9 protein-coding genes and 1 pseudogene are annotated in these 15864 nt (G+C 42.9%); 5 read left to right on the top strand and 5 right to left on the bottom strand.

The window, feature by feature from the left end; translation table 11 throughout:
* Positions 1-350 precede the first annotated feature (350 nt).
* The 3 genes from pta to AC4MC0_RS14610 all read right to left on the bottom strand — a co-directional run bounded on the left by pta (position 351) and on the right by AC4MC0_RS14610 (position 5509).
* Complete coding sequence (gene pta / locus AC4MC0_RS14620; protein ID WP_335997723.1) at positions 351-2492, bottom strand: phosphate acetyltransferase; 2142 nt, start codon at positions 2490-2492, stop codon at positions 351-353.
* A 55-nt stretch (positions 2493-2547) separates the two neighbouring features.
* A complete protein-coding gene (locus AC4MC0_RS14615) occupies positions 2548-3765 on the bottom strand; it encodes an acetate/propionate family kinase (protein ID WP_004979078.1) in 1218 nt (405 codons plus the stop codon).
* Positions 3766-4243: 478 nt separating this feature from the next.
* The gene (locus AC4MC0_RS14610) at positions 4244-5509 is read right to left on the bottom strand and encodes a glutamate-5-semialdehyde dehydrogenase (RefSeq protein ID WP_168158291.1); all 1266 of its coding nucleotides are present in this window, start codon (positions 5507-5509) and stop codon (positions 4244-4246) included.
* 307 nt (positions 5510-5816) lie between these two features.
* Here AC4MC0_RS14610 and AC4MC0_RS14605 point away from each other — a divergent pair, with 307 nt between their 5' ends.
* Positions 5817-7148, top strand: coding sequence for an alpha/beta fold hydrolase (locus AC4MC0_RS14605; protein WP_279734939.1), 1332 nt, complete (start codon positions 5817-5819; stop codon positions 7146-7148).
* 57 nt (positions 7149-7205) lie between these two features.
* Here the strand turns inward: AC4MC0_RS14605 and AC4MC0_RS14600 are convergent, their stop codons facing one another.
* Positions 7206-8081 (bottom strand): class I SAM-dependent methyltransferase, encoded by an 876-nt coding sequence (locus AC4MC0_RS14600; protein ID WP_178928675.1) that lies wholly within the window; start codon positions 8079-8081, stop codon positions 7206-7208.
* 158 nt (positions 8082-8239) lie between these two features.
* A complete protein-coding gene (gene nagZ, locus AC4MC0_RS14595) occupies positions 8240-9256 on the bottom strand; it encodes a beta-N-acetylhexosaminidase (RefSeq protein WP_176537144.1) in 1017 nt (338 codons plus the stop codon).
* Positions 9257-9497: 241 nt separating this feature from the next.
* Here nagZ and AC4MC0_RS14590 point away from each other — a divergent pair, with 241 nt between their 5' ends.
* From AC4MC0_RS14590 to AC4MC0_RS14575, 4 genes and pseudogenes are all read left to right on the top strand, one after another.
* A complete protein-coding gene (locus AC4MC0_RS14590; protein WP_151835549.1) occupies positions 9498-11693 on the top strand; it encodes a carboxy terminal-processing peptidase in 2196 nt (731 codons plus the stop codon).
* 263 nt (positions 11694-11956) lie between these two features.
* A complete protein-coding gene (locus AC4MC0_RS14585) occupies positions 11957-14035 on the top strand; it encodes a bifunctional diguanylate cyclase/phosphodiesterase (RefSeq protein ID WP_151835550.1) in 2079 nt (692 codons plus the stop codon).
* Positions 14036-14202: 167 nt separating this feature from the next.
* Positions 14203-14271 (top strand): annotated as a pseudogene (locus AC4MC0_RS14580) (hypothetical protein); the annotation flags it as partial.
* A 216-nt stretch (positions 14272-14487) separates the two neighbouring features.
* Entirely contained in the window at positions 14488-15690 is a 1203-nt protein-coding gene (locus AC4MC0_RS14575; RefSeq protein ID WP_491887141.1) for a tyrosine-type recombinase/integrase, read from the top strand.
* Positions 15691-15864 lie beyond the last annotated feature (174 nt).

Below are 15864 nucleotides of genomic sequence, written 5' to 3'. Positions count from 1 at the left end.
TGGTGGGTTATTACTTCCAATTTACACAGCAAATTTATTTCCTTTATCAAAAAAATCAAATGAGTAGTATCAAGAGATGATGAGGAAAGGTGACCGTGGATGGATTATTGATTTTAAGATCAGTCAATGGATAAGAAAAAACTGGATTTACATTCCAATTTTAGGTGTATTCCTCTTTTTTATTGGGTTGTTATTTTAAGTGAGGAAGTAGATTTTTAGCCTAATAGATTGATAAATAATTGTGAAGGTGTTTGGCTTTTTCTAAACGTTTATTTCGTTGAATAGAGCGCTATAGAATAAAAAAACCACCCAACTTTTCCGTTGGATGGTTTGGATCACATCAAGTTACTTTAAGCTGTTGCTTGTTGTTCTGCTTGAATTGCAGTGAGTGCAATCGTAAACACAATATCATCGACCAAAGCCCCGCGAGACAAGTCATTTACAGGTTTATTCAAACCTTGCAACATTGGTCCGACACTTACGACATTAGCAGAGCGTTGCACGGCTTTATAAGTGGTATTACCTGTGTTTAGGTCTGGGAAAATAAACACATTGGCACGACCTGCAACTTTAGAATCAGGTGCTTTCGAGCGTCCGACACTTTCAACCGATGCTGCATCGTACTGAAGCGGCCCATCAATCAACAGATCAGGACGGCGTTCTTTCGCTATACGTGTTGCCTCAGCGACTTTTTCAACTTCAGCTCCAGCACCAGAGGTACCCGTAGAGTATGAAATCATTGCAATACGTGGGTCTAAACCGAAGGCCTTTGCCGAGTCAGCCGATTGAATCGCAATTTCAGCGAGCTCTTCGGTATTTGGGTCTGGGTTAATCGCACAGTCGCCATAAACATAGACTTCATCGGGTAATAGCATAAAGAACACGGAAGAGACCAGTGAGTACTCAGGCGCTGTTTTAATCAGTTGGAAGGCTGGGCGTACAGTATTGGCTGTGGTGTGTACTGCGCCTGAAACCAAACCGTCGACTTGATCGAGTGCCAACATCATGGTGCCTAGAACGACAGTGTCTTGCAGCTGTTCACGCGCTTGCAGCTCGTTCAGTTTCCCTTTACGCAGTTCCACCATTTTTTCGACATAGTTTTCACGAATTAAATCTGGATCGATAATTTCTAAGTCATGTGGAAGCTCGATGCCACGTGCTTTTGCCACTTCTACTACAGCTTCAGGTTTCGCCAATAAAATACAGTGTGCAATGCCACGAGATTGGCAAATAGCCGCCGCTTGAACTGTGCGTGGCTCATCGCCTTCAGGTAGAACAATCCGCTTTTTCGCAGCAATCGACTTTTGGACCAATTCATGGCGGAAAGCCGAAGGTGAGAGACGAGGTTGGTATGAGCCATTCAACATTGCCTTTAGCCATTCTTCATTGATATGGCTCGACACAAAACGAGTGACTTGTTCAGCGCGTTCCGTATCATCGACCGGAATTTCATTGCTGAGATTGGCTAAGCTCTGCGCCGTGTCGAACGTGCTGAGCGTTGTATGTAAAATTGGTAAGCCTTGTTTAATCGCTGTTTGGCAGAACGCAAGCACCTGCTCGTTTGGCGTATGGTGCTCGGTCAGTACCAGCCCTGCCAATGGTATACCGTTACTGCTGGCTAAGCTTGAAGCTAATAGCACATCGATACGATCTGATGCACTAATGATCAGCTCGCCTGCGACAAACTTATGTAGTTCATGCTCAATGTTCGATGCAATCAAACTGCTATGTAACACACGACGTTGGGTCGCATCGCCTTGATTGATCCATTCCGCCTGAATGTGTGAGGCCAAATCCGACATGCGTGGTACGCTGAGTGTGTTGCTAAATGGAACCAAGCCGATTACAGGGAGTTTGTCTGATCCGAGCTTTGGATGGGTTTTTTGGAGTTCAATAATAAATTTATTAGTATCGCTGATTAAACGCAGACTAGGGTCAAACGTCACTGGAATGTGTGCTGAGTCATCGGGTAAACCTTTGGTGCGCATCAATAACACACCCGCAGTTCGCTCAGAACTGGCACCGCCAAAGTAGCGTAGTTGGCTATCGACTTTTTCAGCCGTCGCACTTGGTTTATTAATGTCTGCATTGCTGACAATAATAACTTTGGCATCGAGTGCTTGCGCAAGTTGTGCATTTAGCTCAGAGGCAAAAGAATCTCGGCTATTCGGGACTAAGCCTTCAACAATAATCAGGTCATGCTTACGCGCAATAGCGCGGTGCAAACGAACCGCATCCTCAAGCAACTCATCATTTTCACCTGCACTGAGTTGTTGCAAAATGGTGTGATAGCTAATTGGTTCAACGGTTTCATTTTTTGAAACATGGTGATAGAGCGCTGTGGTACGGTCTGCACCTGTGGTCAGTTCTTGAGAAAAAGGTTTTAAAAATCCAGCCTTAACACCTTGGCATTCCAGCGCATAAACCAAACCCAGACAAGCGGATGTTAAGCCGACGCCTTCCCCAGTGGGCACAAGTAAAATCGTTTTCATATATTTATTCGTCATACAATAATTTAAAACAGACTTGAGGGAATGTAACGACCGCTTAAGCGATCGCTACATTGTCTTCAGACTTTTTTGCAGCAGTTTGAATCACCTCATCGGCCACGGATGCAGTTTCTTTGGCAATACGGCCTTCTTCATCAGTCGGCACAACCCAAATTTGTGGACCTGTACCTGTATCAATACGACCTTCGGTACCGCGTTTTAAACTGTCATTGGCTTCTTTACTCAAGTTAAAACCAAAGTGCGGTAGGAAAGCGACTGTTTTTTCACGAATATATGCCGAATTCTCGCCAATACCACCCGTGAAGAACAAGCCATCAAGACGTGGTAGACCGCAGCTCAGTGCAGCCAATGATTTTGCGAGGCGGTAGCAGAACACTTCAATAGCTAAAGTCGCATCTTCATTGCCTTGTTCAGAGGCTTCAATCAAAGTACGCATGTCATTTGATAGATCAGACAGGCCGAGTAAGCCCGATTGGCTATTCAACATTTTATCAATTTTATAAATATCCCAACCTAAGTTGTTGGCAAGGAAACTATGTAAGCTTGGATCGACATCACCACTGCGTGTGCCCATCACGACACCTTCAAGTGGAGTTAAGCCCATTGAGGTGTCGACACTTTGTCCATTCCAAATTGCACAAGTAGAGCTACCATTACCCAAGTGTGCAGTTAACCAGCCCCCTTGTTTGAAGCTACCTGCCAGTTCTGAACCGCGTTCAGACACATAAGCATGGCTTGTACCGTGGAAGCCATAGCGACGGACATTGTGTTCAGTGTATAAAAATTTTGGCACAGCATAGCGATAAGCATGTGCAGGCATGGTTTGGTGGAATGCTGTATCAAATACCGCCACTTGTGGTAGTTCTGGGAATAAACGCATCGTGGCGTCAATCCCAACCAAGTGTGCAGGGTTGTGTAATGGAGCGAGTGGTGTTGCTGCACGAATGCGTTCGACAATTTCTTCTGTTAAAAGCTCAGCTTTGGTCAATGTACCGCCGTGTACTACGCGGTGACCAATGGCTTGAGGGTTATAATGTGAAAGGCGTTCTAAGATGGTTTCCAATGCTTTTTCATGATCGGCATGTGGAATAGACAATTCAAGGGGTTGACCACCCGCAGTAATGCCTTTGATACGAGCGTCAGCAGAACCTAAGTTCTCAGCTAAACCGAAAATACGATCTTCACGACGTTCAGAAACGAGCGCATATTTGATTGATGAAGATCCGCAGTTAATTACTAATACTGATGTAGACACGTTTTAATACCTGATTCTAATTGAATTATCCGTCCTAGAACTGATCTTCATGCAGTACGTTCTTATGCAATCTTGATCATTTTTTATGTTGTATCATGTGTATATTTTTAGTCCAAGATAGACTTTAGGTGATTAGACTTAAGCACTATCGACCGTCTGATGAATAATAATTAAAATTTATCGGTTCATGATTTTCATTTATTCATGAAATGATGCTGAATTATTCATCAGCTTTAACCCTTTAAAAATAACACGCTATCTGCTGAAAAGAGCTGAATATATTGTGGCGTTCCTGTTTATTTTTGATATTTCATTTTAGACCCACACATAATCACATGCACAATCAATGTGACCATCAAAAAAAGCATGATTTCCTCTAGATTTTAAGGATTCGCAGAGGCAGAGAATGTTTATATATAAAAAATGCTCAGCCCTCTTAAGAGGGCTGAGCATCATGCTTTAAAATGAGTTGGACGCGCTATTGGCGAATTTGACCATCACCAAACACAATCCATTTTTGTGAAGTCAGGCCCTCTAAGCCGACTGGGCCACGGGCATGGATTTTATCGGTTGAGATGCCAATTTCTGCACCTAAGCCATATTCAAAACCATCGGCAAAACGGGTCGAGGCATTGATCATGACAGAACTCGAATCAACAGCAGCCAAGAACTCGCGAGCTAGAGAGTAGTTTTCTGTAATGATCGAATCAGTATGGTGTGAGCCATATTTGTTGATATGCTCAATCGCTTCTTCCATACCAGACACCACTTTCACTGCTAAAATTGGACCGAGGTATTCGGTGTACCAATCTTCTTCGGTTGCCGTTTTGACTGCCGCACCTAAAATGCGCTGAGTTTCAGCACAGCCGCGCAACTCCACTTGTTTTTCAGTGTAGAGCTCAGCGACACGCGGTAAAAACTCATCTGCGACTTTTTCATCGACCAGCAAGGTTTCCATTGCATTACACACGCCATAACGGTGAGTTTTTGCATTGAGCGCAATCGGTAGGGCTTTTTGTAGGTCAGCTTGTGCTTCAACATAAACGTGACAGTTCCCGTCCAAGTGTTTAATCACAGGGACGCGGGCTTCATTGCTGATACGTTCAATCAGGCCTTTGCCTCCACGTGGAACAATCACATCGACAAATTCAGTGAGTGTAATCAGTTGCCCCACGGCTGCGCGGTCTGCGGTGTTAATGACTTGAACCGCATGTTCAGGTAAACCCGCCAGTTTTAAACCGCGTTGGATGGCTTCAGCAATGGCTTTATTGGATTCGAGCGCTTCAGAACCACCACGTAAAATAATGGCATTACCCGACTTCAGTGCTAAAGAGGCGGCTTCTAAGGTCACATTTGGGCGAGACTCGTAAATCATGCCAACCACGCCTAAAGGAACGCGCATCTTACCGAGCTGGATTCCTGACGGACGATAGGCCATGTCGGTGATTTCACCGACAGGATCTTTGAGGCCAATCACATCTTTTAAGCCTTGCAACATGCCTTTAAAGCGTGCGGGAGACAGTTCTAAGCGATCAAGTAAAGCACTGTCTAAATTGTTGCTGTGCGCTTTGTTCATATCTGCTTGGTTCGCCGCTAAAATAGTGGGCTCACTGTTGACTAAAGCAGTATAAATAGCTGACAACGCATTGTTTTTAGTTTCGGTAGAGGCACGCGCCAAAATACGAGAAGCTTGACGTGCTTGCTGTCCTACCGTTTGCATATATTGTTCAATCGACTCTTGCATAGCGGTTTGATCACTTAGAAATTTCACAGAAGATAGTAACAGCCTAACACTCGACCGCATAGTCTCTACATGAAAAATCCAGTGTAGAGGCGGACTTATACATATTTTTGAAATTGTTTTTTATCTAAAACATGATGAGCGGTTACACAATCTGTTGCGTGTAAAACAGTGCTCTGTATAGAATGAATTTTAGGACATGAAGTCCTTGCATAATTATTACAACACTGAACACCCTGTTGCCGTTGACAGGTGTGATCGTACATTTCTTGCAAAACAAAAAGTATAGGCAAGAGTAGAGGGAAAGAACATGAATTCTATGATTCAAATGGATGCCGAGCTAGATGATGCGAATTTACGCTTAGGTTTTTTTGATGTTTACCATCGTAACAGCTTTAAAGAACCTGCACGAAGCACATGGATTGAGGGCTGGAAAGTCGAATACATGGCGATTGCTCGGCCAGAGTCATTCCATCGCACGCCTATCGTGATTATCGGCGGGGCATTTCAAAACTTTAATTCCTACAAATACTGTGTTGAGCAACTGCTCGATGCCGGTCCGATTGTCCTGATTGATCTGCCTTCAATGGGTGCCAATCAACAAATTCGTAATATCGATACAGGCTTGTCTGCGGGCACTTTAGAACTGGGTGATCTTGCGAAAATGCTCGGTGTTTGGTTAGATATTGAAGGATTAGACAAAGTTTCAGTGATGGGCATGTCACTGGGTTCAGTGGTGGCGTCTTGTCTGGCCGATCAACGACCAGAGCTGATTGATCGTATGATTTTAATGGGAGTGATGCAAAAGACCCGTAAAAGTTGGCGGATGTTGCTGGAAGAGTCGTTACATTTAATGCGTGAACAACGCATGGATGAATTTGGTCAGGCCGTGATTTTGTATTTGGTCAATCATGCCAAAATGGATAAAACCAGAATGTCACCCACAGCCAAGCGTTTGTTCTTCAGACAGATGGCGGAGTTTACCGCAACAGAACAAGAGCGCTATGAAATCAACTGCAATCGTTTGCTTCGCCTCACCGATGTGCCGATTCCACAGTGTAAAGTCTTGGTGGCCTGTGGACAATATGACAGTTTTACTTTGCCACATGAAAATGCCAATTTTGCATTGCAATGTCCTGACATGGAATATGCGCAAATTGCCAATGCAGACCATGTGCCACAGCTACAACGCCGTAAAGAAACCATGCATTTGTTTGCGACGTTTCTGAAGGACGAGTCCATTCAACACTTAGACGGGATTATCCCCTTTAGTCGAGCACAAATGTTGGAAATGGAGCGCCGTGGTGAAGAGCGGGTTCAGATTCAACACCCTGAAACCTTTTTAAGCTATCGCCATTCGGATTTGGTGATTGCGACAGAAGTGATGGATTTGAACTACTTTGGGGTGCTTTTACGTTTTGAGTCAGACTTGGCTGCTGTGGCGGCTAAATATCCGCGTGATTTAGCTTTGCACTTGAGCGATGACGAAGGCGAGTTTCAGATTGAATGTTTAATTTTTGCCGAAGATGGACCGCACCTTCGTGCCTTATTTAAACATGGCAGTTTTGAACTCGCGGAGCGACTGCTTCGCTTTGTGGGGCGTCAGAAACAAGAACAGACGTTGCTCGAAGCCGTGAGTTAAGTGAAAGTCAAAAATAAAAAAACAGCGTGTCATCGCTGTTTTTTATGGGGACTAAGTTTATTGCTCGGGTTGATTGGGCTTTTGCCATTGGCTATGTATCAACCAGACCAAGTCGCCTAAGTGATCCTGCTGATCTAAGTTTGAAGTGTCAGACTGAGTGCTATTGAAAGCTAAAGTGGGTTGGTGAACGGTAACAGTGTGGAAGCCTACTTGTTTGAAAAACTGAGCCGCTTCAGGCGGACTGACAAAGTGAAAGCCAAAGGCGCTACGAGACATCCATTTTAAAAGCTTGCTACTGCTCCAGATAAAATTAGCCAGCTTATTTTTCACAGGTTCAGGGTAGAGGTCAGTCAGATAATATAACTGATCAGACTGCTGTCCGTATTGGACAATGCCTTGTAAAAGTTGAGCGAGCATGTTTTTGCTAAAGTAGTTGATCAGACCTTCACTCACCACCACCAAAGGGCGGTTTGGGTCAAACACCTCAAAGGCACGGGCAAAATCTGCGCTAAATAAGTCGGCGGAGAGAACCGTTGGACTGGTCTGATCGATCTGTTTTAAGGCCTGAGTTTTCATTTGTGCCATGTCTGGTAAGTCGAGTTCACGATAGTCAATCTCAGGATACTGTTGGCGAAAGCTCCAGCCGCGTGGGGACAGGCCACTGGCAATTTCTAAAACTTGTAAGTTTGGATGCTGCTGGATTAGTGTGCTGAGGTGATCATCAATCATTTGATGACGCTGTTTTAAGGTCGTGCGCATACTGCCACCGACATATTTCTCAGCCCAGCTTTCGAGTGGATGCACTAGTTTGGCCAGTAACTTCCCTTTGCGGGTGGCAAATACAGGATGTGAGATGCCCATGCTATACCAAATATAGCCTGTATAGTGCGCAGTAAAAGAGATGTGGCGATGAGCCGATAAAGCATCTGTCATGGTATCCGTACCTGATATTTTGTTATTTTAGCGTTGTTGTTTGGGCAATGCAGAGCAAGCCTGTTGATTTATTTTGAGTTTATCATAATGAAAAAAGGACATCTTGTGATGTCCCTTTGTCCGAAATATCGTGGTTGAAATGGTCAAAGATGAAGTGCTTAACTTAATCTAAACAGTTCCACTTGGTCGCGTACTTTGGCCCAATCTTCACCTAAATACAGCTTCGACTGAACGCTGATATTTGGAATCTGACCACGCATGCGTTCTAAGCGAGCTTGGTTTGGCAGCGCCAGTTGGCTGATCCCCTCCAAGGCTACACATGCGGCTGCTCGGTCATTACATACCAGTCCCATGTCACAGCCTGCATGGAGTGCGGCTTGAATGCGTGCATCTGCACCGCCTGCAACACATGCGGCTTGCATGCTTAAATCATCTGAGAATAAGACACCATCAAAGCCCAGTTGTTGACGTAGAACGGTTTGAATCCAATACGGTGAAAAACCTGCTGGATTTGGATCGACTTGGTTATAAATTACATGGGCAGGCATGAGTGCATCCAACTGTGGCATCAGTTTGATAAAGGTCTGCATATCTTTGGCATAAATTTCATCATATGTGCGTGAGTCGATGGCTGCTGCGACATGCGAGTCTGCTTTGACTGAACCATGGCCGGGGAAATGTTTGCCTGTCGATGCCATGCCTGCGGCTTTCATCCCTTTTAGGAACGCACTGGCCAGCGGTACGATGTCTTGAATATTTTTGGCAAAGCCACGGTCACCAATCACATCACTGATGTCATTTAAATCGAGTACAGGGGCAAAGCTAAAGTCGATACCGACTGCAAGCACTTCTGTCGCCATCAACCAGCCAGATTGTTCTGCCAAGCTTAAGGCTTTTTCAGGTTCGCTTAAGAATAGCTCGCCAAACTTACCCATGGCTGGAAGTAGGCTAAAGCCCTGTTTTAAGCGTTGCACACGTCCGCCTTCTTGATCGACAGCAATCAAAATATCAGGACGAATTCGGCGCATGTGGTCGGTTAGGGCGCGAACTTGTGCAGGAGACTCAATATTTCGTCCAAATAAAATCATGCCACCGACTTGCGGTGCTTGTAATAGTGCAATATCTTCTTGAGTAAGTTCTGTGCCTGCGATGTCGAGCATCAATGCGCCAATCATATTGGGTGTCCGTATTTGATTTTTTGGTCAGTGACTGTTTTGGCTCTGAAAGGTGAGCGAAACAGGTCGTCGAAAACAATACCCGAATTTTGCAATGATTTGCTACATTTTGTCAGCACAGATTATGATAAAACTACACGACATAAACAGATTAAGTTGTTTAAGATTTTGAATATTCTCAATTCATGTCGAAAAATGACATTGTAATTTTGGTCAAAAACCAAGGAACTAAGAATTATTTATGAAACTTCAAACCATTGCTTGTGCGGTTGCAATTGCAACGGGTGGATTTTTTTTCACTCATGCCATTAATGAAGCCATTGCAGCGACTGAAACTACCGCTGTAACCAAACAAGCTATTGTTCCGTCGCAGGAGCAGGCTTTGGTGTCTCGTCAACTGGCGACCTTGGTTGACCGTCAACATTATCTCAATCAACGTTTAGATGCGAAAACATCGGCGCGTATTCTCGATTTCTATCTGGACAGTTTAGATCCAGACCATTCGCTGTTTCTTGCCTCTGAAGTAGAGAGTTATAAGCGTAAATATGGCTCAAACTTAGGTGCGGCTTTAAAAGCAGGTGACTTAAGTGGACCGTATACGATTCATGCACAGTATCGAGATCGTTTGACCCAGTTTTATACCTATATGCTGGATGAGCTGAAAAAGCCGCAGAATTTAAAACAAGCCAACGTTTATATCGAAACGGATCGTGAAAAGGCACCGTATTTTGCCAATGAAGCGGCGCAACGTCAGCATTGGAACAAAATGTTGGTTTCGCAGCTGATTAATTTGACCATCAGTAAAGAAGAAGAGTTGGCGAAGCAAAAAGCGCTTAAAGCCAACCCAGAATTGGCCAATGGACAAGATCTCACTAGCTCGGAAGATTTAACCCCAGTACAGACTTTAACTAAGCGTTATACGCGCCAGTTAGAACGTATTTCACGAGTGAAAAGCGATGATGTGTTAGACAAAACACTCAATGCGATGACGCTTACCTATGATCCGCACAGTAACTATTTCCCGCCTGTCGATGCAATGGAATTGAATCGTCAGACGACTTTGCAACTTGAAGGGATTGGGGTGTCGATTCGACCTGAACGGGGCAATGAAGACTACACCAAAATCGAAACCATTGTGGAAGGTGGTCCAGCAAGCAAGTCTGGACAGGTGAAGTCGGGCGACCGCATCATTGGTGTAGCGCAAGATGGTGAAAAAATGGTGGATGTCATCGGTTGGCCGAGCAATGAAATTGTGGGCTTAATCCGTGGTAAACGTGGTACCAAAGTCACCATACGTTTACTCGGCTCGGGTGCGTCGATGAGCCAAGCGCGTAATGTGACCATTACCCGTGACGTCATTCAAGAAGAAGATGCTGGGGTACGTTCACGTACCGTGAATGTAACGCGTGATGGACAACAATACACCTTTGGTGTGATTGAAATTCCGTCTTTTTATTTGAACTATCGTGCACGTCGTGCGGGCACAGAATATCGTTCTGTATCTGAAGATACCAACAATGCGCTGAAAACTTTAGCGGCCAAGAATGTATCAGGGATTATTATCGACTTACGTAATAACCCAGGGGGATCACTTGAAGAAGTGGCGCGTATGCTTGGACAGGTGATTAAGTCAGGTCCTGTGGTGCAAATTCGAGATGGTAACGGCAATGTGAGCGTTTTCGAAGACGATGACAATGGTGCGCAAACCTATGCGGGTCCGCTGGCAGTGATGGTGAATTTAGCATCTGCGTCTGCAAGTGAAATTTATTCTGCTGCGATTCAAGACTATGAACGTGGCATTGTGATTGGTAGCACCACCACAGGTAAAGGAACTGCACAAGTTCAGCTCGATAACTTGGCGCATGGTCAAGCGACACTAACGCAACGTAAGTTTTACCGTGTAACGGGTGGCAGTACGCAAAACAAAGGCGTAATTCCAGACGTGAAATTGGTAGACATTTACAATGAAGAGTTTGGTGAGCGTAAAGCGAAAAATGCGCTTGAGTGGGACACTATTCCAACCGCACCATTTAAACGTGAAGGCAGTATTGCACCGTATGTAAAACGTTTAGGTGAGCTGTCGCAAGCACGTGTTAAAGTCGACCCGCAGTTTAACTATCTTGAACAGCGTAAAGACATCTCGAAAAAGACCGAAGATCAAAAACGTGTGGTTTTAGATATTGATCAACGTAAAGCTGAATTGTTGGCACTGGAAAAACAGACTTTAGACTCGGAAAACAAGCGCCGTCAGATTGCAGGGCAAAAGCCTTATGCAAACTGGGAAAGCTATCAAGCTTCTATGGAAGCTTTGGTTGAAGCACGCGCTAAAATGAAAGCGAATCAGCGTCCTGCATTGCCTGAAGAGGAAGCATTTGTGACTGAATCTGCAAATGTCTTATTAGATTATGCCAAGTTGCAAAAAGGCACTGCAAAATAGTTTAATCTCTGACGCAATGTATTAAAAAGCCAGTTTCGACTGGCTTTTTATTTAAATTGTGATTCAAAACACAAATGCGGGTTTGGCGGGTTACCAAACCGATCTTCAAGGTAAAATAAATCTATAAATTCTAATAAGATTTCTATGTTTTTTTCTTGACCTGAACCTGTTTGTATAAGATTCTTAATCGGGTAGCAATGCTTTTCGCCTTTGATAAAAAGGATATAAATGAAGAAAAAGAGAAATTAATACGGACATTTTATATGATGCATGTGCATTACGATTTTAGTTTGGTATTAGGTTCAATAGTTGTGGCATTGTTGGCGTGTTTTTTTGCAGTGTCGACCGAACGCTTATTATTTCGTACTTGGCGTAAAAAATTTCAAACAGTGCTCATTTTACTCAGTAGTTTTTTCTTAGGCTGTGCCATTTGGGCCATGCATTTTGTGGGTATGTTGGCTTGTGATTTGCCGACGCATAGTTATTTTGACCCTGCACTGACAATTCTTTCTTTTTTTATTGCTTTTATTGCATCTGTTTTTTCAATTTGGTTGACCACGCGTCAGACCTTACCTTTTTTAAGATTGGTTTTGGGGTCGGTATTGATGGGGCTTGGTATTTCGGGCATGCATTATACTGGCATGATGGGGCTGATTATTGAGGGCTATCAGAGTGTTTACGATCCCTTGCTGACAGTTTTCTCTATCTTAATTGCGATTAGTGGCTCGGGTTTAAGCTTTTGGCTGATCTTTAAATATAAAAGTGCAGTCAGTAAGAAACTGTTGTACCAATGGTATGTTGCAGGGATGATGGCCTTGACCATCGTGAGTATGCATTATACCGGTATGCTAGCAGTCTCGTTCTATCCAACCCATAGTGACAAGCTGGTGATGCCCCTTGAAGCAGGTCAAAGCATTGTTTTATTTGTTGTTATCTTTATTACCTGTTTGATTTTGGTGGCGGCATTTGTTGTTGCGGTGTTGGAGCAGCGTTTAGAAGAGCGCAATATTCAACTTTCTCTGGCCAATAAAGAGTTGGCAAATCAGGCGGTACAGGATAATTTAACCAAGCTGCCCAATCGATTGTATTTGGCGGAATATGCCCATTTTTTGTTTACAGATCAACGCTTCCGCAATGAAAGCATTGCCTTTTTATATATCGACTTAGACCGTTTTAAAGCCGTAAATGATGTCTTTGGGCATCATGTTGGGGATCAATTATTGGTTCAACTAACCACTCGGATTCATCGCCACTTAAGTAAAAATGAAAAAATTCTCAGAATTGGTGGGGACGAGTTTCTGATGGTGCTGGAACAGGCGACGCATGAGCAAGCGTGCCAAATGGCGGAGCACGTGCTGGAGTTGATTCAAGATAGCTTTTTGATTGCGGGTAAAGAAATTAATGTGTCTGCGAGTATTGGTATTGCGATGTATCCTGAACATGGTAGTAATTTGCAGGATTTACTGATTAATGCCGATGCAGCGATGCTGACCTCAAAATATCAGGGAAGAAATACCTATTCTATTTTTAACTACAGTTTTGACCAACAAGAAGCGAAAAGCCAAACTAAGCTAATCAATGACTTATATAAAGCCGTAGAAGAACAACAGTTTGTTTTGTATTACCAGCCTAAATTTACCATCCAAGATCAACGGATTTGTGGAGTCGAGGCGTTGATTCGCTGGAAGCATCCGACTTTAGGCTTGCTGACCCCCAATATGTTTATTAAAGGCGCAGAGAAAACGGGGTTGATCATCCAAATGGGATATTGGGCTCTGGAGCAAGCATGTAAGCAACTACAAATTTGGGAACGAGAGAAAATTGAACTGTATCCGATTGCCGTGAATTTATCGGCGGTGCAGTTTGAGCATAAGCATTTATTTAATAATCTTGAGCATCTTTTTGATAAGTATAAAGTCAACCCAAATCATTTAATTATTGAAATCACTGAAAGTACGGCCATGCACCATATCGAAGGCAGCATTCGTACCTTACAGCGTTTACGTGAAATGGGGATTCGTTTGGCGATTGATGACTTTGGGACAGGACATTCCAGCTTTTTATATTTAAAAAACCTTCCTGTGGATGAGTTGAAGATTGATCGTGGCTTTATTCATGAGCTGACCGTTGGTTCAAAAGATGAAATGATCTTAGAAAGTATTGTTCATCTGGCGATTCGTTTGGGTTTAGTCGTGACGGCAGAAGGTGTTGAAAGTCCTCTGCAAATGGAAATTTTATCACGGTTAGGCTGTCAGCAATTACAAGGCTATTTGTTGGGTATGCCTATGGATGTTAAGCGCTTAGAAGAGTTTGAGTACACATCATCAACTTATTTCAATTAACCGTTCATTGAAACGCTTTGGCGTGAGGTGCTTTCTCGCTTCGCTTGATAAAAGACAATAGAAGCTCAAGCGGTATTCGGATACAATTAGCCCAATTTAGAATTTCTTTTATAGGGCTTTGTGGTCGTATCGATCATGAAGGCTATGATCAATTGCAGATTTAATTTATGTTTAAAAATGAATTAGCCGCGCAAGTTGCGCAGCGTCGCACCTTTGCGATTATTTCCCACCCAAATAACACACTATAATTCATCTTATTCCAACCCATTTCAAAAGCATTCGAAAATAATTCAATATTTCTATAATTTACAGTATTTTAATTAAATTTATTTTTTATACCCATTGCATGACATTTCAAGTTGCATTAAGTTTATTCAGAAGTTATGTGTACATGAATGTGTACATATTTAATATTATTTTTTCTGATTCAAAATTTTGTACACAGGTGTGAAATGCCACTTACGGACACATGGCTTAAAAAGAATTTAGGTAAGGCTAGGGCTGAGCAACATATCGAACCTGATAGGGATGGCTTGAGTGTACGTGTCTCACCTAAAGGCAAGATCACTTTTCAAATGCGCTTCAGATATGAGGGTAAGCAAGCTCGCCTAGACTTAGGCTCTTACCCAAACCTTACATTATTGCAAGCTAGGCAAGAGTTGCAAAAAATGAAAGGTGTTCTAGAGGCAGGACATGATCCAAGAGTACATAAAAAATTAGAAGTTCATAAGTTGACTAATGCACTAACTTTTAAGGAGCTCTATTTAGAATGGCATGAAAAATACTGCAGGGCGAATAAGAAAAATGCACAACAACAATTGCGGTCTTTTGAGCTGTATGTCTTTCCTAAATATGGATCTTTGCCAGCAAATCAAATCACACTACATATGTGGTTAGAGTTACTAGAAGACCATTTTGAGAAGTCTGCATCAATTACTGATCGACTATTAACAAATACAAAACAGTGTTTAGACTGGGGTGTAAATCGTAGGCTGATTGAGAATAACCCGATACGTCATATAACAGGCAAACGTGATCTTAATATTAAAAAGAATAAAGTAGACCGAATTCTTGAAGATAATGAGGTAGCACTAATCTGGAAAATTTGTGATAAATCTAGAATGGCATTGAAGAATGCGCTGTTTATCAAAATCTGTCTCTTCTATGCGAATAGGTATAGTGAACTGAGGATGGCGAAAAAAACAGACTTCGATTTTGAACGCAAAATTTGGACTGTGCCACCTGAAAATCATAAAACAGGTAAGTATACGAATCGACCTCTTCTTAGACCGATTTTGCCTGAGATTGAGCCTTTCATTAAGCAAGCTATGGAGCTGAATAATTCCATCTATATGTTTGTGAATAATGGGACTAGAGAGATGTTTGGGCAAAATGGCCCAGGTAAGCTTCCGTATAATGTCATGCAATATGCAAGAAGACAATATGGTGTTGAGATGAAGCATTGGTCTATGCATGATTTAAGACGTACCGCTCGTACTCATTTTAGTCGTTTCACATCGCGTGATATTGCAGAGTTAATGGTTGGCCATACCATGCCTGGAGAGCAAGGGACTTATGATTATCACGATTATCAAAAAGAGATGGGTATAGCTTATAAGCAATGGTGGGAAAAATTGGAAAGCCTAACTAGTTAGGCTTTCGTTATTTCTGAAAAATTTAGCTTCCCATATTTCTATTTGCTTTCGGTCCCAAAGACTTGTAGAGCCCTTTACTGCTTTTATCGGTTGAGGGAATGGCTCTGCAAACATTTTTTGGGTTGGCTGTTGCCATCTCCATAATGTAGCAGCTGCTTTGATATTAAATCTTTC

The organism is Acinetobacter sp. CAU_H_S139_7, assembly GCF_058599305.1.
This window is presented reverse-complemented; position numbering and strand designations above follow the sequence as displayed.